The sequence below is a fragment of the Nonomuraea sp. NPDC050790 genome (genome assembly GCF_044456745.1).
In the GTDB taxonomy this organism is placed as follows: Bacteria; Actinomycetota; Actinomycetes; order Streptosporangiales; family Streptosporangiaceae; genus Nonomuraea.
The window spans coordinates 1,672,999-1,697,805 of record NZ_JBITGF010000001.1 but is presented as its reverse complement, the minus strand read 5'-3'; the positions used below and the strand labels follow the sequence as shown (position 1 = coordinate 1,697,805).

The 24,807-nt window shown below is 72.7% G+C and carries 31 protein-coding genes; 14 read left to right on the top strand and 17 right to left on the bottom strand.

Going from position 1 to position 24,807, the window contains the following annotated elements:
• Positions 1-2: 2 nt before the first annotated feature.
• Together ACIBEJ_RS07645 and ACIBEJ_RS07640 are read left to right on the top strand one after the other, a co-directional pair.
• Positions 3-530 (top strand): DUF1062 domain-containing protein, encoded by a 528-nt coding sequence (locus ACIBEJ_RS07645; protein WP_397181806.1) that lies wholly within the window; start codon positions 3-5, stop codon positions 528-530.
• Positions 531-616: 86 nt separating this feature from the next.
• Positions 617-814, top strand: a complete 198-nt coding sequence (locus tag ACIBEJ_RS07640; protein WP_397181805.1) for a hypothetical protein — start codon at positions 617-619, stop codon at positions 812-814.
• 84 nt (positions 815-898) lie between these two features.
• On the opposite strand, the gene ACIBEJ_RS07635 is transcribed toward ACIBEJ_RS07640, so the two are convergent.
• From ACIBEJ_RS07635 to ACIBEJ_RS07585, 11 genes are all read right to left on the bottom strand, one after another.
• Positions 899-1,306 (bottom strand): hypothetical protein, encoded by a 408-nt coding sequence (locus ACIBEJ_RS07635; RefSeq protein ID WP_397181804.1) that lies wholly within the window; start codon positions 1,304-1,306, stop codon positions 899-901.
• A gap of 214 nt (positions 1,307-1,520) precedes the next feature.
• Positions 1,521-2,279, bottom strand: coding sequence for a GntR family transcriptional regulator (locus ACIBEJ_RS07630; protein WP_397181803.1), 759 nt, complete (start codon positions 2,277-2,279; stop codon positions 1,521-1,523).
• On the bottom strand, positions 2,279-3,307 hold the full coding sequence (locus tag ACIBEJ_RS07625; protein WP_397181802.1) for a hypothetical protein: 1,029 nt from the start codon (positions 3,305-3,307) through the stop codon (positions 2,279-2,281). The genes ACIBEJ_RS07630 and ACIBEJ_RS07625 overlap by 1 nt, the downstream gene beginning before the upstream one ends.
• Positions 3,308-3,374: 67 nt before the next feature.
• Positions 3,375-4,448, bottom strand: a complete 1,074-nt coding sequence (locus ACIBEJ_RS07620; RefSeq protein ID WP_397181801.1) for an LLM class flavin-dependent oxidoreductase — start codon at positions 4,446-4,448, stop codon at positions 3,375-3,377.
• Positions 4,445-5,080 carry an NADPH-dependent F420 reductase gene (locus ACIBEJ_RS07615; RefSeq protein ID WP_397181800.1) on the bottom strand — a complete coding sequence of 212 codons (636 nt, stop codon included), beginning with the start codon at positions 5,078-5,080 and terminating at the stop codon, positions 4,445-4,447. The genes ACIBEJ_RS07620 and ACIBEJ_RS07615 overlap by 4 nt, the downstream gene beginning before the upstream one ends.
• Positions 5,077-5,571, bottom strand: coding sequence for a MarR family winged helix-turn-helix transcriptional regulator (locus tag ACIBEJ_RS07610; RefSeq protein ID WP_397181799.1), 495 nt, complete (start codon positions 5,569-5,571; stop codon positions 5,077-5,079). The genes ACIBEJ_RS07615 and ACIBEJ_RS07610 overlap by 4 nt, the downstream gene beginning before the upstream one ends.
• Before the next feature lie 71 nt (positions 5,572-5,642).
• Complete coding sequence (locus tag ACIBEJ_RS07605; RefSeq protein ID WP_397181798.1) at positions 5,643-6,155, bottom strand: gamma carbonic anhydrase family protein; 513 nt, start codon at positions 6,153-6,155, stop codon at positions 5,643-5,645.
• 50 nt (positions 6,156-6,205) lie between these two features.
• Positions 6,206-6,532, bottom strand: a complete 327-nt coding sequence (locus ACIBEJ_RS07600; protein ID WP_397181797.1) for a hypothetical protein — start codon at positions 6,530-6,532, stop codon at positions 6,206-6,208.
• Entirely contained in the window at positions 6,529-7,071 is a 543-nt protein-coding gene (locus tag ACIBEJ_RS07595; RefSeq protein ID WP_397181796.1) for a GNAT family N-acetyltransferase, read from the bottom strand. Before ACIBEJ_RS07595 ends, ACIBEJ_RS07600 begins: the two co-directional genes overlap by 4 nt.
• 83 nt (positions 7,072-7,154) lie before the next feature.
• Complete coding sequence (locus tag ACIBEJ_RS07590; protein WP_397181795.1) at positions 7,155-8,165, bottom strand: alpha/beta fold hydrolase; 1,011 nt, start codon at positions 8,163-8,165, stop codon at positions 7,155-7,157.
• Positions 8,162-8,398, bottom strand: coding sequence for an AbrB/MazE/SpoVT family DNA-binding domain-containing protein (locus ACIBEJ_RS07585; protein WP_397181794.1), 237 nt, complete (start codon positions 8,396-8,398; stop codon positions 8,162-8,164). The genes ACIBEJ_RS07590 and ACIBEJ_RS07585 overlap by 4 nt, the downstream gene beginning before the upstream one ends.
• 161 nt (positions 8,399-8,559) lie before the next feature.
• Between ACIBEJ_RS07585 and ACIBEJ_RS07580 the strand changes: the two genes are divergently transcribed.
• Together ACIBEJ_RS07580 and speB are read left to right on the top strand one after the other, a co-directional pair.
• A complete protein-coding gene (locus ACIBEJ_RS07580) occupies positions 8,560-9,987 on the top strand; it encodes an alpha/beta hydrolase family protein (protein WP_397181793.1) in 1,428 nt (475 codons plus the stop codon).
• A 134-nt stretch (positions 9,988-10,121) separates the two neighbouring features.
• Complete coding sequence (speB, locus tag ACIBEJ_RS07575; RefSeq protein ID WP_397181792.1) at positions 10,122-11,159, top strand: agmatinase; 1,038 nt, start codon at positions 10,122-10,124, stop codon at positions 11,157-11,159.
• Here speB and ACIBEJ_RS07570 read toward each other — a convergent pair.
• The gene (locus tag ACIBEJ_RS07570) at positions 11,139-11,522 is read right to left on the bottom strand and encodes an STAS domain-containing protein (RefSeq protein WP_397181790.1); all 384 of its coding nucleotides are present in this window, start codon (positions 11,520-11,522) and stop codon (positions 11,139-11,141) included. The two genes, speB and ACIBEJ_RS07570, sit on opposite strands and share 21 nt — an antisense overlap.
• A 333-nt stretch (positions 11,523-11,855) precedes the next feature.
• On the opposite strand from ACIBEJ_RS07570, the gene ACIBEJ_RS07565 reads away from it, so the two are divergent.
• The 4 genes from ACIBEJ_RS07565 to ACIBEJ_RS07550 all read left to right on the top strand — a co-directional run bounded on the left by ACIBEJ_RS07565 (position 11,856) and on the right by ACIBEJ_RS07550 (position 14,922).
• Positions 11,856-12,275 carry a hypothetical protein gene (locus ACIBEJ_RS07565; protein ID WP_397181789.1) on the top strand — a complete coding sequence of 140 codons (420 nt, stop codon included), beginning with the start codon at positions 11,856-11,858 and terminating at the stop codon, positions 12,273-12,275.
• Positions 12,276-12,277: 2 nt separating this feature from the next.
• Complete coding sequence (locus ACIBEJ_RS07560; RefSeq protein ID WP_397181788.1) at positions 12,278-12,502, top strand: helix-turn-helix transcriptional regulator; 225 nt, start codon at positions 12,278-12,280, stop codon at positions 12,500-12,502.
• Between the two features lie 29 nt (positions 12,503-12,531).
• Positions 12,532-13,488, top strand: a complete 957-nt coding sequence (locus tag ACIBEJ_RS07555) for a squalene cyclase (protein ID WP_397181787.1) — start codon at positions 12,532-12,534, stop codon at positions 13,486-13,488.
• Positions 13,489-13,659: 171 nt separating this feature from the next.
• On the top strand, positions 13,660-14,922 hold the full coding sequence (locus ACIBEJ_RS07550) for a tetratricopeptide repeat protein (protein ID WP_397181786.1): 1,263 nt from the start codon (positions 13,660-13,662) through the stop codon (positions 14,920-14,922).
• Here ACIBEJ_RS07550 and ACIBEJ_RS07545 read toward each other — a convergent pair.
• A complete protein-coding gene (locus ACIBEJ_RS07545; RefSeq protein ID WP_397181785.1) occupies positions 14,906-16,207 on the bottom strand; it encodes an aspartate aminotransferase family protein in 1,302 nt (433 codons plus the stop codon). The genes ACIBEJ_RS07550 and ACIBEJ_RS07545 overlap by 17 nt on opposite strands.
• A gap of 305 nt (positions 16,208-16,512) precedes the next feature.
• Between ACIBEJ_RS07545 and ACIBEJ_RS07540 the strand changes: the two genes are divergently transcribed.
• The 5 genes from ACIBEJ_RS07540 to ACIBEJ_RS07520 all read left to right on the top strand — a co-directional run bounded on the left by ACIBEJ_RS07540 (position 16,513) and on the right by ACIBEJ_RS07520 (position 20,114).
• Positions 16,513-16,944 carry an SRPBCC domain-containing protein gene (locus ACIBEJ_RS07540; protein ID WP_397181784.1) on the top strand — a complete coding sequence of 144 codons (432 nt, stop codon included), beginning with the start codon at positions 16,513-16,515 and terminating at the stop codon, positions 16,942-16,944.
• On the top strand, positions 16,934-17,398 hold the full coding sequence (locus ACIBEJ_RS07535) for an ArsR/SmtB family transcription factor (RefSeq protein WP_397181783.1): 465 nt from the start codon (positions 16,934-16,936) through the stop codon (positions 17,396-17,398). The genes ACIBEJ_RS07540 and ACIBEJ_RS07535 overlap by 11 nt, the downstream gene beginning before the upstream one ends.
• On the top strand, positions 17,395-17,778 hold the full coding sequence (locus ACIBEJ_RS07530; RefSeq protein ID WP_397181782.1) for a VOC family protein: 384 nt from the start codon (positions 17,395-17,397) through the stop codon (positions 17,776-17,778). The genes ACIBEJ_RS07535 and ACIBEJ_RS07530 overlap by 4 nt, the downstream gene beginning before the upstream one ends.
• A 66-nt stretch (positions 17,779-17,844) precedes the next feature.
• Positions 17,845-19,443, top strand: coding sequence for an FAD-dependent monooxygenase (locus ACIBEJ_RS07525; RefSeq protein ID WP_397181781.1), 1,599 nt, complete (start codon positions 17,845-17,847; stop codon positions 19,441-19,443).
• Between the two features lie 47 nt (positions 19,444-19,490).
• Complete coding sequence (locus tag ACIBEJ_RS07520) at positions 19,491-20,114, top strand: hypothetical protein (RefSeq protein ID WP_397181780.1); 624 nt, start codon at positions 19,491-19,493, stop codon at positions 20,112-20,114.
• Between the two features lie 7 nt (positions 20,115-20,121).
• On the opposite strand, the gene ACIBEJ_RS07515 is transcribed toward ACIBEJ_RS07520, so the two are convergent.
• Genes ACIBEJ_RS07515 through ACIBEJ_RS07505 form a run of 3 tightly spaced genes read right to left on the bottom strand, consistent with a single transcriptional unit; the run spans position 20,122 to position 22,715 of the window.
• Positions 20,122-21,138 (bottom strand): NAD(P)/FAD-dependent oxidoreductase, encoded by a 1,017-nt coding sequence (locus ACIBEJ_RS07515; RefSeq protein ID WP_397181779.1) that lies wholly within the window; start codon positions 21,136-21,138, stop codon positions 20,122-20,124.
• Positions 21,135-21,659, bottom strand: coding sequence for an isoprenylcysteine carboxyl methyltransferase family protein (locus ACIBEJ_RS07510; RefSeq protein ID WP_397181778.1), 525 nt, complete (start codon positions 21,657-21,659; stop codon positions 21,135-21,137). Before ACIBEJ_RS07510 ends, ACIBEJ_RS07515 begins: the two co-directional genes overlap by 4 nt.
• Before the next feature lie 6 nt (positions 21,660-21,665).
• Positions 21,666-22,715 (bottom strand): type III polyketide synthase, encoded by a 1,050-nt coding sequence (locus tag ACIBEJ_RS07505; RefSeq protein WP_397181777.1) that lies wholly within the window; start codon positions 22,713-22,715, stop codon positions 21,666-21,668.
• Positions 22,716-22,772: 57 nt separating this feature from the next.
• On the opposite strand from ACIBEJ_RS07505, the gene ACIBEJ_RS07500 reads away from it, so the two are divergent.
• Positions 22,773-23,585: a UbiA family prenyltransferase gene (locus ACIBEJ_RS07500; protein WP_397181776.1), complete on the top strand. Its 813-nt coding sequence runs from the start codon at positions 22,773-22,775 to the stop codon at positions 23,583-23,585.
• Here ACIBEJ_RS07500 and ACIBEJ_RS07495 read toward each other — a convergent pair.
• Positions 23,575-24,732: an NAD(P)/FAD-dependent oxidoreductase gene (locus tag ACIBEJ_RS07495; protein WP_397181775.1), complete on the bottom strand. Its 1,158-nt coding sequence runs from the start codon at positions 24,730-24,732 to the stop codon at positions 23,575-23,577. The genes ACIBEJ_RS07500 and ACIBEJ_RS07495 overlap by 11 nt on opposite strands.
• Between the last annotated feature and the right edge of the window lie 75 nt (positions 24,733-24,807).

Sequence of the window (24,807 nt, the reverse complement as noted above, 5' to 3'; positions counted from 1 at the left end):
TCGTGCTGCCCTGGACCGTCCGGCGCACCCGCCTGCCCCTGCTCGCGCTGCGCTGCGTCGAGTGCCGGTCCGGCCTCGCCGGCGTCGGCGAGGGGAAGTTCCGCGTCAACGCCAACGGAAAACTGCTCGACGTCTGGTTGCTGGTGGCCTGCGTCGCCTGCGACCGCACCGGCAAGATCACCGTCCATGACCGCGTCCCGGTCAGGGAGCTGGATCCGGCGCTGCTGGAGGGATACCACGGCAACTCCGCCGCCCTCGTCGCCCGCGTCCTGCTCGACCCGCTGATCGCCCGGCGCAACCGCTACACCCTGGAGTGGGACTCCTGCTGGGAACTGCTCGCCCCGCCGCCTCCCGACAGCCCCTGGCCCGTCCAGATCCCGGTCGTCTTCGAGGACCCTGTGCCCCTGCGCCCGGAACGGCTCATCGCCCAGGGGCTGGGCGTCAGCCGGGGGGAGATCGCCCGCCGGGTCAAGATCGACATCCCGCTGAACCGCAGAACACATCGGGACTTCTCCTTCATCCTGCTGTGAACCGCCACTCCTTCCGTCCGCCCGGCACCCCTCCCGGGCGGGCGGCCCGATCCTGGGCGCGGACCCGACCGCCCGAGGAGAAGCGCATGCGGGCACTGGCCGACTGGCTGACGATCATCTTCGCCGTCCTGGGGATGCTCATGGTGCTGCTCGCCTCCCCGGGGCTGAAACGGCGTGCGGACGGGACCGGTCGCTGGCGCTTCACCTGGTGGGCCTGGCTGTCGCTGATCCTGGGGATGGTCTTCCTCGCCCTGCTCCTGCTGGTGCGGTTCACCATGCGGTAGGGGGAGCGGCTTGTCGGCCGTGGTGCTGGATGTGGCGCCCCGCCGTCCCCGAAAGGACGGCGGGGCGGCGCCTGGACCGCCTCCTCAGAAGGGGCCCTCCACGAAGTAGGTCAGGCGGTAGTAGTACGCGGTGCCGTGGAAGCCCGGCATCGGATGGACCTTGAGGCCCTGGTTGGCATCCGCCGTGGTGACGTTCTTGCTCCCGATGACCCAGTTGTCGTTCTCGCGGATCACGACCTGGATCGAGCTCTGGAAGTCGAACGTCCGGTTGATGTCCCACCAGTCGCCGCCGTCCATGTTGTTCCTGCGGTCGACGAAGTTGCCGTCGACCCAGAGTTCGACCTCGTCGGAGAACGACTCGGCCTCGTCGTCGCAGTTGAGCCGGACGATGGTCAGCCGGTAGACGTCTTGGGCCTGCCCCGCGTCCTGCGCGCCCGCCGAGGGGGCCAGGACGACCGTCATCGCGGCCAGGAACGCCACCAGCCATGTCACGCTTGCCCAGTTCCGAATTCGGGATCTCACCGAATCCTCCTGTGGATCGTCGTGGGAGTGGACCTTCCGGGACTGTTACTGCGCAGCGCCGGAGAAGGTTCCCACAACGAACGGACATATGCGGAAAATCTCGCTTATCGGAAATATGGCGACAGGTCGCCCGTCCCTTCGACGTGATCGACGACCCACCTGATCTGCGACGTGCTCCGAGAAGTCAGGTGCCGACCTCGAAGACCAGGTCGTAGAAGTCGCCCCGGTAGGTGGATCGTCCCCATTCGACCACGGCGCCGCCGCGGTCCCAGGCCTGCCGTTCCACCAGGAAGGACGGCAGCGCCGGGGCGGCGCCGAGCAGGGCCGCCTCCCGCTCGCCCAGCGCGACCGCGGAGACCCGGTGCACCGCCCGTTCCACGTGGACGTTCCAGCGGCCGGCCAGCGTGGCGTACAGGGACATGTCATCGCGCAGCACCCGCGGCAGGCCGGGGAAGCGGCGCGCGGACAGATGGGTGTGCTCGATGGCGATCGGGGTGCCGTCGGCCGAGCGGAGCCTGCGCAGGTCGACGACGCGTTCGCCGGGGTCGACGCCCAGCCGTTCGGCGAGGGCGGCGCCGGCCCGGCGGACGCGGGCCGACAGGATGCGGGCGGCCGGGGTCCTGCCCCGGGCCCGCATCTCCTCGCTGAAGGAGGCCATGGTGGTGCCCTGCTGCAGCTTCGGCTCGGCGACGTAGGTGCCGGAACCGCTGGAGCGGCTGATCACGCCCAGCATGACGAGCTCCTGGACCTGCTGCCGGACCGTGCCCCTGGCGACCTGGTAGCGCTCGGCGACCGAGCGCTCCGAGGGCAGCAGCGTGCCCGGCGGCAGGGCGCGCGCCATGAGCTCCAGGATCTCCCTGATCTGCTCGCCCTTGCTGCGGTCGGGGTCGAGGGACGGCGGCAGCGCGAGATCGTGGAAGCTGTCATGCGGCGTGCGGGCCATCAGCGGAAGTCGCTGATGCGGAAGACCGCCAGCATGTCCGCCCCTCGCGCGCCGGTCGAGAACGAGGCTTCCGCGCCGACCCACCCGCGGAAGAATCCGCGGTCGTCGATGATCTGCATGAGCGGCTTGACGTGCGAGTTCCCGGTGTAGCAGAACTGGCCGCGCTCCATGGCCAGGCAGGTGCACCAGTGCCAGATCGAGTCGCGGCGGTCGGAGTTGGAGATCTTCGTGAGGTAGTACTGGATGGAGCTGACGTCGGCGCGGGTGCCGCCGCCGTACTTGGGGCAGCCGCCGGCCTTCTGGCAGGCGCCCTTGGAGGAGGGCTGCAGGTAGGTCAGGCAGCTCGTCGTGGTCTTGCAGGCGCGGAACGACTTGAGCCCGAACGGCTGGTTGAGCGAGGGCACGAGCCTGCCGCCCGCCCAGCTCGTCAGGTCCTGCCGCAGCGTGCCGGGGTGGGCCTTCACCGAGCTCATCGCCCGCCGGGTGCCGAGCCCCGCGTTGCTGCCGTAGGCGTAGCCGTGGGTGGCGAGCGTGCTGGACCTGAGGTCGAGCCTGGCCAGCCGTCCGTCGGAGGAGCGGTGGACGGACCACTGCTCCGTCCACCGCTGGGCGATCTTCCACCGGATGCTCACGACGTTCCCCGACACGGTGTAGGTCCCGGTGCGGGTCTCGTCGGGCGCGCCGGTGAAGCCGCCCGCGGTGAGCACCTGGCAGGTACGCGCCCGCGTGGCCGAGCCGCCCGCCTTGGTGCTGCACCCGGCGTCGGGGGTCATGCCGGTGCCCTGCCTGGCCTCGGGGTGGCGCTGCCACCACAGGTAGAGCGAGGCGGTCACGGTGCCGTTGGCCGCGAAGCGGTAGCTGCCCAGGCGTACCCAGTTCTCCCGGGAGGACGCCTTGAGGTGCCCTTGTGACACGACGTAAGTGGATTTGCCGCCAGGCAAGGCTGCGGTGGAGGCGGTTGCAGGTGGGGCGGGGGCGAGGGTGAAGGCGAGGACCGCCGCCGCCGCGATCGATAGAACGGTGCGCATGGAGGACTCCCGATGGCCGAATTCCACGCGCCACCGTATCCGGTCTATACCAGATACGTCCGGGAAATCAGGCTCCCTTCTGGAGCTCCCGCTCGCCGAGCAGCTCACGCACCCTGGGCACGACTTTGGTCCCGTATAGCTCGACGGCCTCCAGGATCTCCCGCTGGGGCATCAGCGGCATGGCGAACTTCAGGTCGAAGCGGGACACGTCCAGGCGCGGCACGTTGGCCGCGATCTTGCGCGCGACGGTCTCCGGCGAGCCGACGTACAGCGCGCCGTCCTCGCCCACCTCCTGCCTGAACTGCTCGATCGTGGGCACCCGGAAACCCCGGCTGGGCATGAGACGTCGCATCGTCTCGCGCATGCGCGGGACGAACTGCTCGAACGCCTCCTCGTCGGTGGCGGCCACGTGGCCGGGGGTGTGCAGCCCGATCGGCAACCGCGGGCGGCCGAGGGTCTCGCGGGCCTTGCGGTAGAGCTGGGTGAACGGCACGAACCGCAGCGGGTTGCCGCCGATCACAGCGAGCATCAGGGGCAGGTCCAGCTCGGCGGCGCGCACCACGGACTGCGGGCTGCCGCCGACGCCGATCCAGACCGGCAGCGGGCCGCCCTCGGTGTGCGGGACGACGTCCTGGCCGGTCAGCGCGGGACGCGTGGTGCCCTCCCAGGTGACCGGGCCGCCGGAGCGGATCCGCGCGAACAGGCGGGCCTTCTCGTCGAAGAGCACGTCGTAGTCGGCCAGGTCGTAGCCGAACAGCGGGAAGGACTCGGTGCTGGAGCCCCGGCCGATGATCACCTCGGCCCGGCCGCCGGAGACGGCGTGCAGGGTCGAGTAGCGCTGGAAGACCCGGACCGGGTCGTCGGAGCTGAGGACGGTGACCGCCGAGCCCAGCCGGATCCGCCCGGTACGCGCCGCGATCGCGCCGAGCACGACGTCGCCGGCCGGCATCGGGAAGTCCCCGGTGTGGTGCTCGCCGATGCTGAAGACGTCGACTCCGGCCTGCTCGGCCAGTACGCCCTGCTCGACCACGTCGCGGATGGTCTGGGCGTGTGACAGCGGCGCGCCGTACTCGTCGGCGCCGCGGTCGCCGAAGGTGTCCAGCCCGAACTCCAGCGGGAACTCCTGCGCGGTGGTGGTCATGACGAGACCTCCTGGGAGAAGCGGTCGAGGGTGAGGTCGGCGCCGAAGACGGCTCCGCCGGGCTGCAGAGCCCGGCCGGCCGCCAGCGACGGCAGGGTGAGCGTGTCGTAGCCGACGCGGTCGAGGATGGCCGCGATCGTCGCCACGGCCCCGGCGTCGTCGCCGGCGACGCCGAGCGCGCGGCGGCCGGGCGATCCGGAGGGGCGGCGGGAGTCGTCGAGCTCGTGGTAGCCGATGTGGTTGAGGGTCTTGACGACGCGCGCGCCGGGCAGGGCGGCCTGCACGATCTCACTGGAGCCGCGCACGGGGTCGTCGAAAGCGACCTGGACGCCGTCGGTCGGCGGCCAGTAGTTCATGGTGTCGACCACGATCTTGCCGGTGAGCCCGGCCGGGTCCAGCTCCGCGAACCGGTGCAGCGGCAGCGCGAGGAACACCGCCTCGGCCTCGGCTACCGCGTCCGCGGCCCAGCGGGGCTTGGCGCCCGGAGCCAGGAACGACAGGATCAGCGCGATGCGCTCGGGGTCGCCCGAGGCGGCCACCGAGACCGGGTAGCCGGCCTCGGTCAGCACCTTGGCCAGCACCGGGCCGGTGTGGCCGGCCCCGAGGACGGCCAGGTGCGGCGAGGCGTTCATCGCTCGCCGTCCCCGAACAGGTGTCTGCGCAGGTCGGCCAGGACGTCGCCGAGCGCGGCGAACCGCTCCGGGCTGAGGGCGTCGGCGAAATGCTCCTTGATCGCGAGGGCGTGCGGCGCGGTGGCCGCGCGGAAGGCGGCGGCCCCGTCCTTGGTGAGCACGATCTCGGAGCCGCGGCTGTCGTCCGCGCAGTCCTCGCGGGAGATCAGCCCGCGTTTCTCCATCCGGCCGAGCTGGTGGGACAGGCGGCTGCGCTCCCAGACCATGGCCGCGGCGAGGGCCGAGGAGCGCAGCCGCCGCCCGGGGACCTCGCTGAGCGTGAGCAGGACGTGGTAGTCGGCGGGAGACAGCCCCGAGTCCTGGGCCAGCCGGGCGCCCAGGCGGCGTTCCAGCTCCTTGGTGGTCTCGATCAGCGACCGCCAGACGGCCAGCTCCGCCGTGGTGAGGCGGCGCCGCTCCGACGCCGGGACGTCCGTGTTCGCGCTGGTCATCCGGCACCTCCATGTAATTGACACGTCAATCATATTGCTAATGATTGACGTGTCAATTACATGGCTTCCGGTTACCGGGGGATCTTGCGGATGGTGGCGGCGGCGCCGGGCGGGAAGGCCCAGTTCGGGCGCGGCGGCGCGGCGTCCAGCGTGCCGACCCGCCGGGCGGGGAAGCCGTCCAGGTCGGAGCGGGGATCGAAGCGGTCACGCTGCTTGACGCAGGCGCCGGCCCGCACGACCGACTCGGCGCCGACCACGCTGCCGTCGCAGACGATGGCGCCCGGCTCGACGACGCTGCCCCGGCCGATGTGGCAGCCGTGGATCATCGCGCCCGGACCGATGACGGCGTCGTCCTCGATGACCAGCTCGTTGTCGGGCAGCAGGTGCAGGACGGTGTTCTCCAGGATCTGGACGCGGGAGCCGATGCGCACCGGGCCGTGGGAGTCGCCGATGATCTTCACGCCCGCGCCGATCAGGGAGTCGGCGCCGACGATGACGTCACCGGTGACCTCGGCGGAGTCGAACAGCACGGTTCCCGCGCCGATCTGCGGGATCCTGTCGCGGTAGGCGTAGAGGGTTCCCATGTCTTCTCCCGCGCTCGTCGGCCCGTGCAGCAGGGTGCCGGGATGGTCGGTCAGACTGGTCTGGTGGTCGCGCAGGGCGGCGACGCGCTCGCGGTCGGCGTCGCTCGACGTCCGCAGACCGTCGCCCCGACGATGACCGCCCGGTGGCCGAACGCGGTGCGCCTGCCGATGGAGACGGGGTGCTCGCGGGTGCCGATGATGACCCCGTTCTCCAGGACCGCGGTGTGGTCGCCGACGCGCACCGCCGTACCCTCGGAGCGGATGACCAGGCCCTGCGCGAGGATGGCGCCCGCACCCACGCGCACGTCGCCGACCAGGACGGCGGAGCCGGCGATCTCCGGCTCGGGCCCGTCGCCCAGGGGACGGTTGAGGCTCACGCCCGTTCCTCCTCCGTGGGCAGGTCGCTCAGGCGGATGCGGTAGGCCTGGAGGGTCAGGCCGTAGTACTTGGACGTCTCGCCGACCCACTGCATGCCGAGCCGCTCCGCGGTGGCGATGGCGCGGTGGTTGGCCGGGCGGGCGACGGCGAACAACTCGTCCACGTCCTGGGTGAACGCCCACGCGATGAGCGCGCGGGCGGCCTCGGTGGCGTACCCGTGGCCCCACGCCTTGCGGTCGAGCTGCCAGCTGATCTCCAGATCCTCCTCGTACGGCGGGAGCAGCCGGATGCTCAGCCCGCCCACGACCTCGCCGCTGTCGCGGACCTGGACGGCCCACCGGCCGCGGGGCTTGAGCAGGTTGGGCTGCGCCTCGTGCCAGGCGTGCAGGACGCCCCGCATGCCCGAGACGTCCTCGACGCGGTGCATGGCGGGGGTGAGCCACCGGGTGACCTCGTCCGAGCCGTAGATCGCCAGCGCCGCCTCGGCGTCGTCCTCCGTCCAGTCGCGGATGAGCAGGCGGTCGGTGGTCAGTTCCATGCGCGGGTACCTCTCCTGGGGACGGCCTGGGTTGCCTTTCCAAGAGCTTCGCACGGGCATTTCGCGCAGGCCGTACCGGGGGCTCAGGTTGTTTTCCGGGCGAACTCCGTCAGAGCGGTGACGAACTCGCGCGGTTTGTCGCCGTGGATGACGTGCCTGGCGTCGACGCGCCGGTAGACGGTCTGGGGGGCGAGCTCGCGCACCCGCCGGGCGTCGTCGTCGTCCATCGCGCCGACCAGGCCGTGTCGCTCGTAGCGGTTCCAGTTGGCGTGCAGCAGCAGGACGGGGCAGGTGGTCGCGCGCAGTGCGGCCTCGTGGGAGAAACCGCCGAAGAAGCTCCCGTCGACGAAGGCGCGGGCGAAGCCGGGGTCGAACATCGAGGCCGCGCGGACCGTCTCCTCCAGCGACCGCGGCAGCCAGCGGACGCCGAGGCTCGCCGGGCCGCCGGGATCGCGCCGCCGATGCCGGGCGATGAGCCGGTCGAGCAGGGCGACGAACCGGTCCGGCATCCGGATGGTCCTGGTCTCCGAGACGGGGATCTCCTGGCGGAAGATGTCGGCGACCCGCCGCCGGCCGGGGTCGCCGAGGACGGCGACGGTGTGCGCGAGGCTGCCGTGGACCCACCGGTCCCGGTCGCGGAAGCGCGGCGTCTCGGCCGAGAAGATCGGCGGGTCCTCCAGGACGAGCGCCGCGACGTTTTCCGGAGTACGGCTCGCGCACCACAACGCCAGGATGCCGCCGGAGGAGTTGCCGCTGACGATCGCGGGAGCGCCGACGACCTCGCGCAGCAGGCAGGCAAGATCGGTACCCGCGGACTCCCAGGAGTAGTCGCCGGGCGTCCAGGACGAGCTCCCATGCCCGCGCACGTCCACGGCGTACACCGTGAACCTCCGCGACAGCTCCGGCATGACGCGCCGGTAGCTGCTCCACAGGCTCATCTGCCCCGGCACGAGCAGGAGCGGCACGCCCGCCTCCGGTCCGCGCACGTAGCCGATGACCGTCCCGCCGAACGTGGCGAACTCCTGCCGGAACCCGGCCCGCGCCAGCGCGGGCGGCAGCGGGTCACGCCGTCCCTCGAACGGGTTGGCGCTCACTCCTCCTCCTCTTCCTGTACGGCGAGCACTCCCGTCGCGAAGTTGCGGAACCGCTCGTTGTCGACCAGCGCGATGCCCTGCCTGCGGTCCACGAGGACGAGGAGGGTGTCGCCCGGCTGGAGGTCGAGCAGGTCACGGGCGTCCTTCGGGATGACGATCTGCCCCTTGTCCCCGATCTTCACGGTGCCCACGATGTACCGGCCGTCCGGTCCCTGGATCATCTTCCCGGCCATGACTCCTCCTCCTTTACCGATAAGTCGGATATTACCCACTTTTCTCACTTGTTGGTGTCAGACCTGGGTCGCAGGCCGGCGGCGGAGGTCATACCAGGGGCGCAACCAGGTCTGGACCAGGGGCCGATGCCCTGCCAGGCGGTCATCCGAAGAATGAACGCGTGACATTTCTCGGGCTGTCCCTTCTGGAGATCCTGGCCGTGCTGGCCACCGTGGCGCTGGTCCTGGCGCGCTGGCTGCCGCCGCCCGCGCGCCGGCCGGTCGCGACGGCGGCCGGGGCCGTCTTCGCGGCGTCCGCGCTGGTGCTGGCGGTGTCAGGGCTGCGCTGGCCGCTGGTTCCCGTGCTCGCCGCCGGGGGAGTGGCGCTGGCCGCCGCCGTGTTCGTGCGGTGGCGGGAGCGGGCGGGGCGGCCCGTGCGCAGGACCCGGTGGTGGGTGGCCGTGCCGGCGGCGGTGGCCGGGCTCGGGCTGGTCGTGGGGGGTGCGGGGGCGTCGTGGGCGTTGCCGTCGCCGGTGTTCCCCAAGCCGCCGGGGGCGTACGCCGTGGGCACCACCGTCGTGCAGTGGACCGACGCCGACCGGCCGGAGACCTTCACCGCCGAGCCGGGCGACCGGCGCACGGTCGTGGTCCAGCTCTGGTACCCCTCCGGCGACACCACGGGCACGCGGCGGAGCCGCTATCTCGGGCGCACGGCGCAGGAGGCGCGGCTCGTGGCGGCGGGGGCGGCGGGCTATCTCGGGGTGCCCGGGTTCATGCTGGACGAGGTGGCGCGCGCCCACGCGCGGTCCACGCCGGAGGCTCCGGTGGCGCGGGGGAGTGAGCGGTTTCCCGTCGTGCTGTTCTCGCCGGGGCTCGGCGGCGTGCGCACCCAGAACACCGCGTGGGCCGAGGATCTGGCCAGCCGGGGGTACGTCGTGGCCGGGATCGACCATCCCTACGACTCGGCCTTGGTCGTGCTGGAGGACGGCAGGGCCGTACGCACCCGGCTCGCGGCCACCGGCGACGACGCGGAGGACGCGCGGCGGGCGGCGGGATGGACGGCGATCCGCGCGGGCGACCTCGGCTTCGTCCTCACCCAGTTGGGCCGGATGCACGGCGGCGAGATCCAGGGGCCGCTTGCCGGACGGCTCGACCTGTCGCGCGCCGCGGCCACCGGCCACTCGCTCGGTGGAGCGGCGGCGCTGCAGGCCGCCCGGCAGGACAGCAGGTTCGCGGCGGTGCTCGTCCTCGACGGCTATCCGCGCGACCCGGCGGCACGGGAGTTCCGCCAGCCGGTGCTGGCGCTGACGCACGCCATCGCGCCGGGCGAGGAGCAGGACTATCTTTCCCGGCTGACCCGGGTGCTCCAGCTCAGCCGGGCGACGGGCTATCGGCTCATCGTCCCCGGCTCGGCCCACCTGACCTTCACCGACGCCCCGCTGTACCTGCCGCCGCTGCCCTCCCTGATCGGCTCCTCCGGCCGCGCCGCCGGGCCGCGCCTGACCTCCGAGGTGTCGGCCGCGTTCCTGGGCGCCACCCTGCGGGGCGAGCGGACCGACCTGGCCTCGACGCTGTCCAGGTACGGCGAGTTGACCACCTTTCCTCCATAGCTCGTATGGACTCCGGCCTCTGCCCGGGTCGGGTGTTCGATGCGGGGCTGTTAGGAGGCTTCATAGGGCGTATGGAGGAGGTGCCGAAAATCGGGGTGTTCTGGCGGGGGAGGCGGGGCTGTGAGGATGCGGGCATGACCCGATTCGGCGCGATGTTCGGTCCTGACCTCACCTTTCTCGGCGTGCCCGCCTGCGATCTGGACGACCCGGCCTCCTGGAGCGAGGCCGAGGTGGTCATCCTGGGCGCCCCCTACGACGGCGGAACCTCCTACCGCGCCGGTGCCCGCTTCGGCCCCGGCGCCATCCGGCAGGCCTGCTATCTGGAACACGACGGCGCCCGGCCGTCGCTGGCCCTCGGCGTGGACGGGCTGCTGGACCTGCGGGTTAAGGACGCGGGCGACGTGATGATGTTCAGCGGCGACGCCCACGCGGCCCACGCCGCTCTGGAAGAGGCGGTCCACACGGTCGCGGCGGCGGGCAAGATCCCGTTGGTGCTGGGCGGCGACCACTCGATCGCGCTGCCCAACGTCACCGGCGTCGCCCGCGCGGTCGGCTGGGGGCGGGTCTCCGTCCTGCACTTCGACGCGCACGCCGACACCGGCGACAGCACGTACGGCACGCTCATAGGGCACGGTCAGCCCATGCGCAGGCTCATCGAGTCGGGCGCGGCCAGGGGCGACAGGTTCCTGCAGATCGGGCTGCGCGGCTACTGGCCGGGGCCGGAGACGTTGCGCTGGATGGCCGGGCAGGGCATGCGCTCGTACGAGATGACCGAGATCGTCGAGCGCGGCCTGGCCGCGTGCCTGAGCGAGGCGTCGCGGATCGCGCTCGACGCGTGCGACGGCGTGTACCTGTCGGTCGACATCGACGTGGTCGACCCGGGCATGGCACCGGGCACGGGCACCCCGGAGCCGGGCGGCCTGACCTCGCGCGAACTGCTGGACGCGGTCCGGCGCCTGTCCTACGAGCTGCCGATCGTCGGCGTCGAGGTGGTCGAGGTGGCCCCCGCCCACGACCACGCCGACGTGACGGCGATGCTCGGCAGCCGTGTGGTGCTGGAGGCGCTGTCGGGCCTGGCCAGGCGGCGGGCCGAGGACGGCGGGCGGCTCACGGCATGGGAGCCCGCCGAGCCGCTGCTCCGGCGGTACGGCTCAGGCGATGTCGGCCGATGACGTCGGGTCGATGGTGGCCAGACCGGAGGCCTGCAGCGCCGTTTCGAGGGTGGGGTGGATGTTGAACTGCCGGTAGGCGCCCGTGACCTCGAGGATGCGGGCGGGTCTGGGCTGCACCCCGGCCAGATGGAGGGTGCCGCCGTGCTCGCCCGCGCCCGCTCTCAGGTGCAGCAGCAGGCTCAGGCCGGTGCTGTCGATGAAGGCCACCCCGCTCAGGTCGAGGACCAGGGGCAGCTCGGGTTCGGCGTGGCGTTCGGCGACGTAGTCGGCCAGCTGTTCGACGTTGCTGGCGTCCAGCTCGCCGGTGACGGTGATCAGCGTGCCACGCAGCATGCTGACGGTCATCAGGGACAGCGGCGTCATCACAACCTCGGTGATCTCCGGACGGGAACTCCACTCAACGGCGTCACCCTACTCTATGGGTGAACGCCGATACATGAAAGGTATTTCAGTATAAGACGTTCCTATAACCGTAGTCGTCTGGGGGGCGCGAACACACGTGTTCGGGACAACCGGCGACCCGGCGCGACATCGCCGAGCGTACCTTCTGGTGCGTTCGCGCAGGGGTTGGGCGAGACCAGCCATCTCCGCCGCAATCGCCCCCCGCTCCGGATCGCGATGTTAAGAAAGTTTGACCTCATGTCCAAGGTGCTTTACCTTGGCCACGTCGGCCTTTCTGACCCGCGGAGGAGCGTCATGTCGACCGAGGAGAAACGCGTCTGGGTGTACACGGCGGTGGCGCTCGTCGTGCCCGTCGTGTACTTCACCGCCATCCTCCGGCAGGTGCCCGGCGCCGACGTCACCCGAATCACCTACCTGCCCGCCCTGCTCACCGCCATCGGCGTCGCGGTCCTCGCCAACGTCGTGGCCTCGGTCGCCACCGCGATCGCCGCCCCCGCGGAGGCGGGGCTGAAGGACGAGCGCGACGCGGCCATCCGCAGGTACGGCCAGCGCACCGAGTACCACGTGCTGTCCGTCGGCGTGCTCGGCGTCTTCGCGCTGACCGTGTCCCAGGCGGCGCACTTCTGGATCGCCAACGCCCTCTACCTGACGTTCGTCCTGTCGGCCCTGGCCTCGGGGATCGTCCGTGTCGTCGCCTACCGCAGGGGCTTCTGAGCATGGTCAAGCCCACCCAGGTGACCAACACGATCCGCGCCCTGCGCTTCGCCCGAGGCGAGATGACCCAGGCCGAACTGGCCGAGCGCGTCGGCGTGACCCGGCAGACCGTCATCGCCATCGAGCAGGGCCGCTACTCACCCTCGCTGGAGATGGCCTTCAAGATCGCCCGCGCGCTGGGCGTCACGCTCGACGACGTCTTCCAGTACCCGGAGGACGCGGACTGACCGGAAAGCTCCCCGATAGGGTCGCCTCCATGGATGTGGTCGCATGGGCGCGTGACTCCGATCCGGCGCTGCGCTGGCAGGTCGAGCGCGATCTCGCGGGCGAGCCGCCGCGGGTGTGGGAGGCGACGCGGGCGCGGATCGCCACCGAGGGCTTCGGCGCCCGGCTCCTCGCCCTCCAGGATCCGGACGGGCAGTGGGCGGGCGGGGCGTTCTTCCCGAAGGGCTTCACCGGGGAGGAAGGCGACGGGCAGCCCTGGACGGCGACGACCTGGACGCTCACCACGCTCCGGGAATGGGGCATGGATCCGGGCATCCTGCGCGAACGCCGTACCGCCGAACTGCTCGGCGAGAACTCCCGCTGGGAGTACGACGACCTGCCGTACTGGGGCGGCGAGGTGGACTGCTGCATCAACGCCTGGACGGTCGGGAACGGCCTGTGGCTCGGGGCCGACGTCGAGGGCATCGTCGCGTGGTTCCTGGAGCACCGGCTGCCCGACGGCGGGTGGAACTGCGAGTGGGTCGAGGGCTCGACGCGGTCGTCCTTCCACTCGACGCTCAACTCGCTCAAGGGCCTGCTCGCCTACGACGCGGCGACCGGGGGCACCGACGAGACACGGGCCGCCCGGCGCTCGGGTGAGGAGTATCTGCTGCGGCGTGGTCTGTTCCGGCGCCTGTCCAGTGGTGAGCCGGTCGGGCCGTGGGTGGCGCGGTTCGCGTACCCGGTCAGATGGGGTTACACCGTGCTCAACGCGGCCGAGTACTTCCGCGAGGCCGCACTGTTGGACGGGACGGAGCCGGACCCGCGGATGGCGGAGGCGATCGAGCTCATCCGCGCCGCCCGGCGTCCGGACGGCACCTGGCTGCAGGGCGGGCGGCATCCCGGGCAGGTGTGGTTCGAGGTCGACGTGCCGGTGGGGGAGCCGTCGAAGTGGGTGACCCTGTCGGGGACCCGCGTGCTCGCGTGGTGGGACGAGCACCACTCCTGACCGTGGGGCCGCGAGTCCTGACGGTGGGGCCGCGAGTCCTGACGGTGGGGCGCGAGTCCTGACGGTGAGGCTGCGCGTCCTGACGGCGGGGCTGCGGGTCCTGACTTATCCGTGTTTAACCCTCGCCTCTGTTGTGTGGCCTTGATCCGCCCACGACACGAGGCAGGAACCATGATCTTCAACACCGACCGGCGCACGTTCCTGCGAGGCGCCGCGGCCCTGGTCGCCGCGGCCGGAGCGGACCTGGCGGCGTCCGGCTCCGAGGACCCGGACGCGCTGTTCAAACAGGGCAGGTTCACCGATGCCGAACGCGGCTACCGCCGCCGCCTGCGCGAGGACCCACGGGACGCGCACGCCCACGCCCGGATCGGCTACCTCGCCCTGCTGTCCAACCGGTTCGACGCCGCCGAGGCGCACCTGGCCAAGGCCGTCGCCCTGGTCCCGGGCGACGTCGCCTCCACCCAGCGCCTGGCCGAGTGCTTCGTCCGCCAGGATCGGCTTGCCCCCGCCGTGCCGTTGCTGCGCCGTACCGGAAGGCCGCGCGACGAGGCGTTCGCCAAGGTCTGCTCCCACATCACCGGCACGCCCTGGAAGGTGTCCGGCGCGCGCGCCACCCGCGTGCCGTTCCACACGCTCGATCCCGTCCCGTCCGTCGAGGCCAGCGTGAACGGCGGGCGTCCGCAGAAGTTCTACCTCGACACCTACGCGACGCTGGACCTGTCGATGGAGGAGGCGAAACGAGCGGGGCTGCGCGCGCTGGCCACCGTCGAGGGCGGGATCGTGGACGCCCACCCCGTCGTCCTCCACCTGGGTGTCCTGGACTCCTTCAGGATCGGGGACATCGAGATCCGCAACATCCCCGTGCAGTGGAACGACGCCCAGCGGCCGCCCCTGCCCGATGGCTCGCAGGCGGCGGGCGCGTTCGGGACGACGATCTTCTACCACTTTTTGACCACCATGGACTACGCGGGCCGCGCCCTCGTGCTCCGCCGCACGCCCGCCGCCCCGCGCGAGGCGTCGGCGGGCCTGCCGCTGTGGCTGGCGGGCGACCACTTCCCGTGCTCGCTGGGCAGCCTCGGCGACCACCCGCCCAGGATGGTCACCGTCGACACCGGCGGCATCGGCAGCGCCCTGGACACCACCGTGGCCATCGCCGAGGAGTACGGCCTCGCCGTCGACTACGACCACCCCCGGGAACGCTTCGGGATCAAGACCTACCCGGTCACCGCGAGCAGGGCCGCCCTGGGGCGGGCGGTCAGACACGACATCCGCGGCAACGCGGCCGAGAAGGTCTTCCCCGGGCTCCCCGGCCCCGGCCAGTCGGCGCAGTTCGGCTTCGACCTGATCGCGAACTTCACCCACGAGTTCTTCAAGCCGTACGCGGTCACGTTCGACTACCGCCGGATGCGCATGACCGTCAGCGGCTCGTCGTAGCCGCGTCGGTGAGGGCCTGGTCGAGGATGGCGGCGCCGCGGGCGATCTCCTCGTCGCTCGCGGTCAGTGGCGGCGCGATCCGGAATATGCCGCCCATTCCCGGCAACTGCACGATGTTCATGTGCAGCCCGAGCTCGAAGCAGCGCCGGGTGACCTCCGCCCCCAGCCGGTCGGCGCCACCGGCGCCCAGCACCTCGTCACCGGCCAGCTCCATCCCCAGCAGCAGGCCGCGCCCGCGTACGTCCCCGACGATCTCGTGCCGTGCGGCCAGCTCGTCCAGAAGGCCGCGCAACATCGCGCCCAGCTCACCCGCCCGCTTGTCCAGATGGTCGCGCTCCAGGACGTCGAGCACCGTGTTGCCGACGGCCGCGGGCAGCGGATCGCTGACATGCGTGGTGAAGAACAGGAACCCCCGCTCGTGCGCCCTCTGCTCGATCTCCGCGCTGGTCAGCACGGCGGCCAGCGGCAGCCCCGCGCCGAGCGTCTTGGACAGCGTGAGGATGTCGGGCACCACGCCGTCGTGCTGGAAGGCATACCAGTCCCCGGTACGGCACAGCCCCGTCTGGGCCTCGTCCAGGATCAGCAGCATCCCGCGCTCCCGGCACTTGCCAGCCAGCGCCGCGAGGTAGCCGGGCGGCAGCTCGATGACGCCGCCCGAGCTGAGGATCGGCTCGACCAGGCACGCTGCCAGGCTGCCGACCGACTGCGCGTCGATCAGCTCGAAACCGAGGTCGAGCTGCCGCCGCCAGTCGAGCGCGCCGTCGGCGTCGAGAATGCCGGGACGGAACCGGTCGGGAACCGGCAGCGCGAAGTTGCCGGGGGCGGCGGGGCCGTACCCCTTGCGACCCGCGCTGTAGGTGGCGTTGGCGGCGGCCATCGTCATCCCGTGCCAGGACCGGGCGAACGACACGATCTCATGGCGGCCCGTGACGAGCTTCGCCATGCGCACCGCGGCCTCGTTGGCCTCGGCTCCGGTGGTCAGCAGCAACGCCCTGTCCAGCGGGTCGGGCAGGGACTCCGACAGACGGCGGGCGAGGTCCACGACCGGGCGGCTGAGCATGCCGCTGTGGAGGTGGTCGAGGTGGGCGACCTGCTCGCGTACCGTCGCGACGATGGCCGGGTGGGAGTGGCCGAGGATCGCGCTCATCTGGCCGGAGGTGAAGTCGAGCAGCTCGCGGCCGCTCTCGGTGAACACCGACGTGCCCGCGGCGCGGGCGATGAGCTCCGGGGTGAACGCGGCCTGGCCGCTGTAGCGGATGAGGTGGCGGGCTGATTCGGGAAGCATGCGACCGACGTTAGGCACCCATCCCCGCCCCGTCCATCGCCCAACCCCTGGTCACCACGCTCAGCCCACTGGTCCTGGGATGCCGACCCGGTGCCGCCGCCGCTCGGGCGCCCGCTCACGGACCGCGCCAGGATCCTTGGGCTGCGGGGTCTCGGGGCAAACGCGCCGCACCGCGCGTACAACGATCGGCGTCGCGAGCAGCGCGGGGGTGTGAGCGGTGCGGTGCGGTGGGTGGTGGGGGCCTGGGGCGTGGGGTGTCCTTGTTTGGGTTGCCTTCGGATATGGCAACCTGTAGGTTGCGATGCATGGTGGTGAACACGATTGAGCGGGAGATGGTGCTCCGGCATCCCGTGGAGCGGGTCTGGGCAGCGTTGACCACGGCTGAAGGGTTGTCGCGGTGGTTCGGGTCGGTGGCCGAGATCGATCTGCGTCCCGGCGGGCGTGCCTACTTCCGGTGGGACGACCTGGATCAGGAGTCGGTCGCCACGGTGGCGGTCGTCGAGCCGCCGCGGCGGTTCGCGTTCCGATGGGTGGTCGAGGGGCTGGAGGGGGAGGACGCGCCCCGGACGCTGGTGGAGTTCACGCTGGAGGAGGTGCCGGACGGGACCCGGTTGCGGCTGGTGGAGAGCGGGTTCGCGCAGGCCGCCGCCGACGTGGCGCGCTCCGCCCATCAGGCCAACAGCCACGGCTGGGACGCCGAGCTGGCCGACCTGCGCAGGCATCTCGATGCCGCCTGACGCCGAGGCCCAGGCCGTCGCGGTGTTCGCGGCGCTCACCGACACCACCCGGCGGGCGCTGCTGGAGGAGCTGGCCCGCGCGGGCCCGGCGACCGTCACCGACCTGGCCAGGCGGTTGCCGATCAGCCGCCAGGCCGTGGCCAAGCACCTCGGGCTGCTCGCCGAGGCCGGTCTGATCAGCGCCGCCGCGCCGACCGGCCGCCGCCACCCCTACCGGCTGGAACCCACCCCCATCCGCGCCGCCCAGGTCTGGCTGTCCAGCCTCGCCCACCGATGGGACGACCGGCTCGCCGCACTGGAAGCCGCCCTCGACAACGAAGACTCGCACGACAACGAAGGCGCACTCGGCCACGAAGACACGCTTGGCAATGAAGGCGCGCTTGGCAATGAAGACGTGCTTGGCAAGAAAGGCGTTCTCGGTAAAGAGGACGTTCTCGACAAGGAGGAACCATGAGTAAGCCCGCGTTCACCGCAGGACTGAACATCGCCATGAAGATCCCCAAGGCCCAGTACGAGGCCACCGTCGCCTTCTACCGCGACACCCTGGGCTTCGAGGTCAAGGAGGAGGATGTCGGCTATGCCCCGACCGTCTCCGCGACCCACGCGGTGAAGTTCGGCCCCAACACCCTCTGGCTGGACCGGGTCGACAACTACAGCAGCCCCGACCTGTGGCTGCAGCTCGGCACCGACGACCTGGACGCGGCGACCGAAGAGCTGGCCGCCATCGGCGTACACCCGATCGACGAGGTCGAACCGCTGGAGAACCTCGGCAGCAGGACCCACTGGATCAAGAACCCGGCCGGGATCGTGCATTTGCTCGCCGAGTCCCGCTGACCTGGGCCCCCGCTCTCAGCCCGCGCCCTGGTGAGGCGTTCAATGGGAGGCGGGGGAGGCGATGACATGGAGACGACGACGGGCGCCCTGGTGGTGGGCGCGGGGCCGGTCGGGCTGATGGCGGCGGCGGAACTGCGCCGCCATGGCGCGGAGTGCCGCGTCATCGACCGCCTGCCCGCGCCCACCGGCTGGGCCAAGGCCGTGGGCGTGCAGCCGCGTACGCTGGAGATCTGGGAGCAGATGGGCGTGGCCGGCGCGGCGATCGCGGCGGGGGTGTGGCTGCGCGGCCAGGTGCGCTTCACCGACGGCGTGGCGAGCGGCACCGACGAACTGCCGGTGCCCGACAGCACCTACGGCTTCCTGGCCCTGCCCCAGTACGAGGTCGAGCGTGTCCTGACCGAACGCCTCGAACGCCTGGGGACCACCGTCGAGCGGGGCGTCGAGCTGCGCGCCTTCACCCAGGACGCCGACGGTGTGGAGGCGATCCTCACCCGGCCCGACGGGTCGGCCGAGACCGTCCGCGCCGCCTACCTGGTCGGCTGCGACGGCGCCCACAGCACGGTACGCCACGGCCTGGGCCTGAGCTTCGACGGCGACCGCTTCCCCGAGGAGTACATGCTCGGTGACGTCGAGGTGGACTGGTCCATGCCGCCCGGCTACGTCCTGCGCTTCCTGACCGAGACGCCGGACGGCGGGGACGACCCGCTGGTCTGCGTCCCGCTGCCCGGCCACAACCGCTACCGGCTGTCGATGCTCGCCCCGCCCGACCTGCGGAAGGAGGGCGGTCCCGGCCACGGGATCGTCACGGACCGCCCCGGCCCCGCCCTCGACCGCCTCCAGGAAGTCGTGAACCGGCTCATCCCCGGCAAGCCGGCCCTCGGCAACCTGCGCTGGTCGTCGCTGTTCGGCATCAGCCACCGCATCGCCGGCCGGTACGGCGCCGGCCGGGCGTTCGTCTGCGGCGACGCCGCCCACATCCATCCGCCGACCGGCGCGCAGGGTGCGAACACCGGCATGCAGGACGCCTGCAACCTCGCCTGGAAGCTGGCCCTGGCCCTGCGCGGCGTGGCCGCCCCCGGCCTCCTGGACACCTACGACACGGAACGGCGCCCGGTCGGGGAGGAGGTGGTCGGAAGGACGGTCCGCTACGCCCGCACCCAGACCATCGGCGACCCCGGCGAGAGCGCCGCGACCCGCCTCGCCCGCGACGCCCAGCTCCTGGTCGCCTACCCGGGCAGCCCGCTGTCCGGACAGGCGCTCGGACACCCGGGCGACCTGGACGGCGGCCCCCGACCGGGCGAGCGCGCGCCGGACGCGCGGGGACTCACGCGCGAGGGGCTCGGCTTCCCCGTCCGCCTGTTCGACCTGCTCCAGGACCACACGCTGATCCTGTACGCCGGCTCCGTGGCCGGGCTGGGCGACGTCGAGTCGTGGGCGGCGGGCCCGGTCCGTGTCCTGGTCGTGCTGGCTCCCGATGTGCCCCGTCCCGATCTGGGCGTGCCGGTGGCCTGGGACACGGCGGGCGCGTTCCGTGACCGGTACGCGGCCGGGGAGGGGGCGGCGTACCTGATCCGCCCGGACGGGTACGTAGGCTTCCGCGCCCAGCCGATGGACCACGCGGCCGTCACCGAGCACCTGCGCCGCACCTTCCACCACGAGGACTGACCAGGGTCGATACCCTGGTGCCCGATCGATCGGGGGCGGGGGAAGCTGTGACGGAGCACGGGCGGATCGTGGCCGAGGTGTCGGCGGTCATCGGGCAGGCGCGCCCGGCGCTGGCGCGGGCGGCCGAGGGGATACGGGCGCTGCTGGACACCGAGGCGTGGCGGGAGTTCACCGGGCCCGGCGGCGAGCTCGTCGAGCACGACGACCTCCTGGAGTTCATCACCGCTGACCCGCCCCGCGGGCTCGGGGTGACGCCGGGGCTGGTGCGGGCGCTGGTGGCCGACGACCTCGACGTCGCTGCGCGGCTGGACCAGGCGCTGACAGCGACCAGACCAGATCAGGAGACCGAGCCGTTCCACGAGGCCGAGCCGTTCCAAGGCGCCGAGCCGGCCCACGAGGTCGCGCCGGATCAGGAAGCCGAGCCGGCCCAGGAGGCCGAGCGGCCGGAGACGCCCGCGTTGCGGCGGCTGCGGGAGGACGCGCCCGCCCTGCACAGCAAGGTCGTGGCCGGCGAGCTGAGCACGAACGCGGCCATGGTCCAGGCGGGCTTCCGCCCCCGCACGATCAGCGTGCCGGTCTCGCGCCCGGAGAACGCGGCCAAGGCGCTGCGCCGCAACCTCAGCAGGGAAGAGCTGGTCGAGCTGGTGACCCTCCTGTCGGAGGACCTGTGAGCGGCGCTCAGCCGGAAAGGGCCCGGACCACCCCGGTGAAGACCGCGGGGAGCCGGGCCGCCGCGGGCACGATCAGCCGCGCCGACGCCCGCCGCCGCGCCGCGGTCAGGAGCGCGGCGGTGAGCAGCCGGTGCCTGCGGGTCAGCAGCCGCCAGGCCCGCTCGTAGTCCTGCGGGCGCTCCTCGACCAGGCAGCGGACCAGGGCCCGCGCGGTCAGCACGGCCAGGCACAGTCCCTCGCCGGTGAGCGCGTCGGTGTAGCCCGCCGCGTCCCCGACCAGCAGGATCCGCCCGGCCACCCGGCCGCGTACGCGCTGGCGCAGCGGCCCCGCCCCGCGCACCGGCGTGGCGGGCGGGCCGTCGAGCCGGGCCAGCAGGCCGGGGAAGTTCGCCAGCCGCTCGTCGAACCCGCCCCGCTCGCGGCTCAGGATCGCCACACCCACGAGGTCGTCGGCCACCGGCGTCACGTACGCCTCGCCGGCCGCCGACCAGTGCACCTCGACGTGGTCCGACCAGGGGGCGACCCGGTAGTGGCGGCGCAGGCCGTACCGGGCGGGGGCACGGTCGGGCAGCCCGAGCCGCAGCCAGGAGCGCAGCGGCGAGTGCAGGCCGTCGGCGGCGACCAGCCAGCGGGCCCGCAGCCCGGCGGCCTCGACGCCGTCCCGGTCGTGCACGGGCCGCACCACCTTGCCGGTCACGACCTCCACGCCCAGCTCGGCGGCACGGGCGGCGAGCGCCGCGTGCAGCACGGTCCGCCGTACCCCCAGGCCGGGGGCGTGGCCGAAGTCGGCGCGCGCGTGGGTGGAGGCGTCGAGGTAGTCGATGCCGAGCAGCGGCCGCCCGGACGGCTCCACGCCGATCGCCCGCAGCGCCGTCACGCCGCCGGGCATCAGGCCCTCGCCGCACGCCTTGTCCACGGGCGAACTGCGCGGCTCCACCACGACCGCGCGCAGCCCCGCCAGCGTGGCGTGGATCGCCGTGGCCAGCCCGGCGGGACCGCCGCCGGCCACGACGACGTCGATCACGCGGACTCCTCCAGCAGGGCCAGCGCCCGGTTCTCGCAGCGGATGCGGACCACCATGAGCGCGGCGTTGAGCACGGTGAAGACCAGCGCGGTGACCCAGGCGGTGTGCACGAGCGGCAGCGCGAGGCCCTCCACGGCGACGGCCACGTAGTTGGGGTGGCGCAGCCAGCCGAACCGGTACGGCCCGCTGCGCACCAGCGGCAGCCCGGGCACGACGATCACCTGCGTGTTCCAGCGCGGTCCGAGCGCCTTGATGCACCACCAGCGCAGCCCCTGCGCGGCCAGCACGAGCGCGAGCATCGGCCAGCCCAGCGCGGGGACGAACGGCCGACCGGCCGCGAACACCTCGACCAGGCAGCCGGCCAGCAGGCCGGTGTGCAGCAGGACCATCCACGGATAGTGGCCCTGACCGGTGAGCACGCCGCCGCGTTCCATGCTCCAGCGGGCGTTGCGGCGGGCGACGACGAGCTCGGCCAGCCGTTCGAGGCCGACGAGCAGGATGAGGAGGGGGTACCAGAACATGTGCGGCTACCAGCGCAGCAGGACGAGTTCGGAACAGAATCCAGGGCCCATGGCCATCATCAGACCATAGCTTCCCGGCGGAGGGGTACGGCTGCGCAAAGTGTCACGAAGCACGTGCAGCACGGACGCCGACGACAGGTTGCCGTTGTCGGCCAGCGAGCGCCAGGTCAGCTCCAGCGCCTCCCGAGGCAGGCCGAGCGTCTCCGCGACGGCTTCGAGCACCTTCGGCCCGCCCGGGTGGCAGACCCAGGTGGTGACGTCGTCGATGGTCAGGCCGTGCTCGGCCAGCAGCCCCGCCACGTCGGCGGCCAGGTGGGCGCGGACGACCGCGGGCACGCCGGCGTCCAGGACGACGCCGAAGCCGCTGTCGCGCACCTCCCAGCCCATGACGTGCTCGGTGCCCGGGTAGAGGTGGCCGCGGGTGGCGAGCACCTCGGGGCCCGCCGTACCGTCTGATCCGCGCACGACGACGGCGGCGGCGCCGTCGCCGAACAGCGCGCTGGCCACGAGGCTGGCGACCGAGCCGTCGCCGCGCTGCAGGGTGAGCGAGCACAGCTCGACCGACAGCAGCACGGCCACGTGACCGGGCCAGCCGCGCAGGTAGTCGTGCAGGCGGGCGATGCCCGCCGCGCCCGCCACGCAGCCCAGGCCGAAGAGCGGGACGCGCTTGACGTCGGGCCGCATGCCCAGCCGCAGGGCCACCCTGGCGTCGATCGAGGGCGCCGCGACACCCGTGACCGTGGTGAACATGAGGAGGTCGACGTCGGCCGGGGTGAGCCCGGCCGCCTCCAGCGCGCCGGACACCGCCTCGGCGCCCAGGTCGACGGCGGCCGGGATGAACGCGTCGTTGGCCGCGCCGAAACCGTCGAGCTTGCGGTACTCCTCCAGCGGCAGGACCAGGTTGCGGTGCTCGACCTTGGCGCTGCCGTGGAGCCGGTTCAGCAGGCCGCGGTCGGCGCCCTCGGGAAGGAAGGACCGCGCCGCCATGTCGGTGATCTCTGATTGGGGGTACCGATGCGCGGGCACCACGCCGTGAACGGCTGCGATCCAGGTCATAGCCGGAGATTGCCCCACCTTCATGGTTACTATGCCCATAAAGCGTGATGGATCGAGGTGCGCGTGCGAACGGTGGCCGGGCTGGCGCGCGCATGTCACCCGGGACCGACGCTCGCCGTCACCGCCTTCGTCACCGCCGTCGCCGTGGCCGGCGGGCGAGACGCGCTCGGCGCCGTCCTGGTCGCGGCGGCGATCCTGACCGGGCAACTGTCCATCGGGTGGTGCAACGACGCCGCCGACGCCGGCCGCGACGCCGCCTCGGGACGCCTCACCAAGCCGATCGTGGCCGGGCTGGTGAGCGCGGGCGCCGTGCGCGCGGCGGCGTTCGCCGCGCTGGCCCTGTGCGTGCCGCTGTCGCTGGCCTCCGGTATCCAGGCGGGGCTGGCGCACCTGCTCGGCGTCGGCGCCGCGTGGGCCTACGACCTCGGGCTGAAGGCGACCATGCTGTCGTGGCTGCCGTACCTGATCGGTTTCGGCGTGCTGCCCGCCTTCGTCACGCTCGGCCTGCCTGGCGCGCCGTGGCCGGCGTGGTGGGCCGTCCTCGGCGCCGCGCTGCTCGGGCTCGGCGCGCACCTGGCCAATGTCCTGCCGGACATCAAGGACGACCTGGCCACCGGCGTACGCGGCTGGCCGCAACGTCTCGGTCCCGCCCGCGTCGCCGCCCTCGTCCCGCTGCCCCTGCTCGCCGCGACCGCGCTGATCTCCTTCAGCGTGTACGGCGCCGCCGCCTGGCCGGCCCCCGCCGTGGCCCTCGCGGTCACCGGGGCGGGGCTGTGGCGAGGCGGCAAGGCGCCGTTCCTGGCGGCGATCGTGGTGGCCGGGATCGACGTGGCGCTGCTGGTGCTCAACGGCTCCAGGCTCACCGGCTGAACGCCGCGACCAGCCCGGTCCTGGCCCAGCGGCCCACCACGGCGGCGGCCAGCGGGGCGGGGACCGTACCGGCGCCAAGGCCGACCTCCACCAGGAGGTCGAAGACCTCGGGGCGGCGCGCGGCGGTGGCGATGGCCGCGTCGATGAAGCCGGGCGACTGCGCCGCGCGCGCCAGCACGTCGGTCGTCAGCAGGTGCCGCCCGAGCGCCGCGCGCAGGCCGCGCCGGTAGGCCGGCAGCGGATCGGCGCTCGCGGTGACGGCCGCCTCGCCGGCCAGCCGGCCCGACAGCAGCGCGTAGTAGATGCCCTCGCCGGTGAGCGGGTTGATGAGGCTGGCCGCGTCGCCGGCGAACAGCACCCGGCCGTCGCCCGCCCCCGGCCGGCCCGGCGACAGCGGCAGGTGGTGGGCGCGCAGGTCGCGGGCGGGCAGGTGGGGCAGCAGTTCGGCGAGCCTGCCGTGCAGGACCTGGCGGCCGGGCAGGCCGGTGGCGCGCAGGCGGGGCAGCAGCATGCCGAAGCCGACGTTCGCGGTGCCGTCGCCGATCGGGAACGACCAGGCGTAGGCGGGCCAGCCGGAGCGCTGCATGGCGATGAGCTGGGCGTCGTCGTCGCCGGGCAGGTCGGCGTAGCCGCGTACCGCGATCGCCGTGTGCCGCTCCGGCGTCTGCCGCGCGCCCAGCAGGCGGCGTACCGAGGAGTAGGCGCCGTCGGCGGCGATCACCGTGCGCGCGGTCAGGGCGTCGTCCAGGGTCGCCAGGCCGCCGCGCACGGCCAGCGCGCGCACGCGGTGGCGGCGCACCTCGACGCCGCGCTCGCGGGCCGCCTCGACCAGGCGCGCGTCGAACACCATGCGCGGCACGACGTGGTTGGGCCTCGCGACGGTCGCCGACACGCGCACGCCGCCGGGGGAGACCACCGACAGCCGCCGGGTCGGCCGGTAGTCGTCGAGCAGGCCGGGCAGGCCGAGCAGGTCCAGCTCGTCGCGGCCGTGCGCGGCGATGCCGTCGCCGCACGCCTTGTCGCGCGGGAAGTCGTCGCGGTCCACGAGCAGCACGTCCGCCTCGGGACGGAGCTGCTTGGCGCGCAACGCGGCCGCCGCGCCCGCGGGACCGCCACCGACGACGAGCACATCCCAGACCTTGGCCACGTAGCGCCTTTACCCACTCGAAGCGCCGCCGATGTCACACGCCGGGCGGCGGCGGTGCTCTACAGGTGTGAACGT

Excerpts from the sequence above, each read along its gene's own strand:
- ACIBEJ_RS07640 (WP_397181805.1), top strand. The coding sequence starts at position 617 with ATGCGGGCACTGGCCGACTGGCTGACGATCATCTTCGCCGTCCTGGGG.
- ACIBEJ_RS07530 (WP_397181782.1), top strand. The coding sequence starts at position 17,395 with ATGAGTAAGCCCGCGTTCACCGCAGGACTGAACATCGCCATGAAGATC.
- ACIBEJ_RS07605 (WP_397181798.1), bottom strand. The coding sequence starts at position 6,155 with ATGGGAACCCTCTACGCCTACCGCGACAGGATCCCGCAGATCGGCGCG.
- ACIBEJ_RS07550 (WP_397181786.1), top strand. The coding sequence starts at position 13,660 with ATGATCTTCAACACCGACCGGCGCACGTTCCTGCGAGGCGCCGCGGCC.
- ACIBEJ_RS07570 (WP_397181790.1), bottom strand. The coding sequence starts at position 11,522 with ATGACGCCGCTGTCCCTGATGACCGTCAGCATGCTGCGTGGCACGCTG.
- ACIBEJ_RS07595 (WP_397181796.1), bottom strand. The coding sequence starts at position 7,071 with ATGGAACTGACCACCGACCGCCTGCTCATCCGCGACTGGACGGAGGAC.
- ACIBEJ_RS07535 (WP_397181783.1), top strand. The coding sequence starts at position 16,934 with ATGCCGCCTGACGCCGAGGCCCAGGCCGTCGCGGTGTTCGCGGCGCTC.
- ACIBEJ_RS07610 (WP_397181799.1), bottom strand. The coding sequence starts at position 5,571 with ATGACCAGCGCGAACACGGACGTCCCGGCGTCGGAGCGGCGCCGCCTC.
- ACIBEJ_RS07525 (WP_397181781.1), top strand. The coding sequence starts at position 17,845 with ATGGAGACGACGACGGGCGCCCTGGTGGTGGGCGCGGGGCCGGTCGGG.
- ACIBEJ_RS07585 (WP_397181794.1), bottom strand. The coding sequence starts at position 8,398 with ATGGCCGGGAAGATGATCCAGGGACCGGACGGCCGGTACATCGTGGGC.
- speB (WP_397181792.1), top strand. The coding sequence starts at position 10,122 with ATGACCCGATTCGGCGCGATGTTCGGTCCTGACCTCACCTTTCTCGGC.
- ACIBEJ_RS07505 (WP_397181777.1), bottom strand. The coding sequence starts at position 22,715 with ATGACCTGGATCGCAGCCGTTCACGGCGTGGTGCCCGCGCATCGGTAC.
- ACIBEJ_RS07545 (WP_397181785.1), bottom strand. The coding sequence starts at position 16,207 with ATGCTTCCCGAATCAGCCCGCCACCTCATCCGCTACAGCGGCCAGGCC.
- ACIBEJ_RS07510 (WP_397181778.1), bottom strand. The coding sequence starts at position 21,659 with ATGTTCTGGTACCCCCTCCTCATCCTGCTCGTCGGCCTCGAACGGCTG.
- ACIBEJ_RS07540 (WP_397181784.1), top strand. The coding sequence starts at position 16,513 with ATGGTGGTGAACACGATTGAGCGGGAGATGGTGCTCCGGCATCCCGTG.
- ACIBEJ_RS07620 (WP_397181801.1), bottom strand. The coding sequence starts at position 4,448 with ATGACCACCACCGCGCAGGAGTTCCCGCTGGAGTTCGGGCTGGACACC.
- ACIBEJ_RS07630 (WP_397181803.1), bottom strand. The coding sequence starts at position 2,279 with ATGGCCCGCACGCCGCATGACAGCTTCCACGATCTCGCGCTGCCGCCG.
- ACIBEJ_RS07615 (WP_397181800.1), bottom strand. The coding sequence starts at position 5,080 with ATGAACGCCTCGCCGCACCTGGCCGTCCTCGGGGCCGGCCACACCGGC.
- ACIBEJ_RS07555 (WP_397181787.1), top strand. The coding sequence starts at position 12,532 with ATGGATGTGGTCGCATGGGCGCGTGACTCCGATCCGGCGCTGCGCTGG.
- ACIBEJ_RS07560 (WP_397181788.1), top strand. The coding sequence starts at position 12,278 with ATGGTCAAGCCCACCCAGGTGACCAACACGATCCGCGCCCTGCGCTTC.
- ACIBEJ_RS07625 (WP_397181802.1), bottom strand. The coding sequence starts at position 3,307 with ATGCGCACCGTTCTATCGATCGCGGCGGCGGCGGTCCTCGCCTTCACC.
- ACIBEJ_RS07565 (WP_397181789.1), top strand. The coding sequence starts at position 11,856 with ATGTCGACCGAGGAGAAACGCGTCTGGGTGTACACGGCGGTGGCGCTC.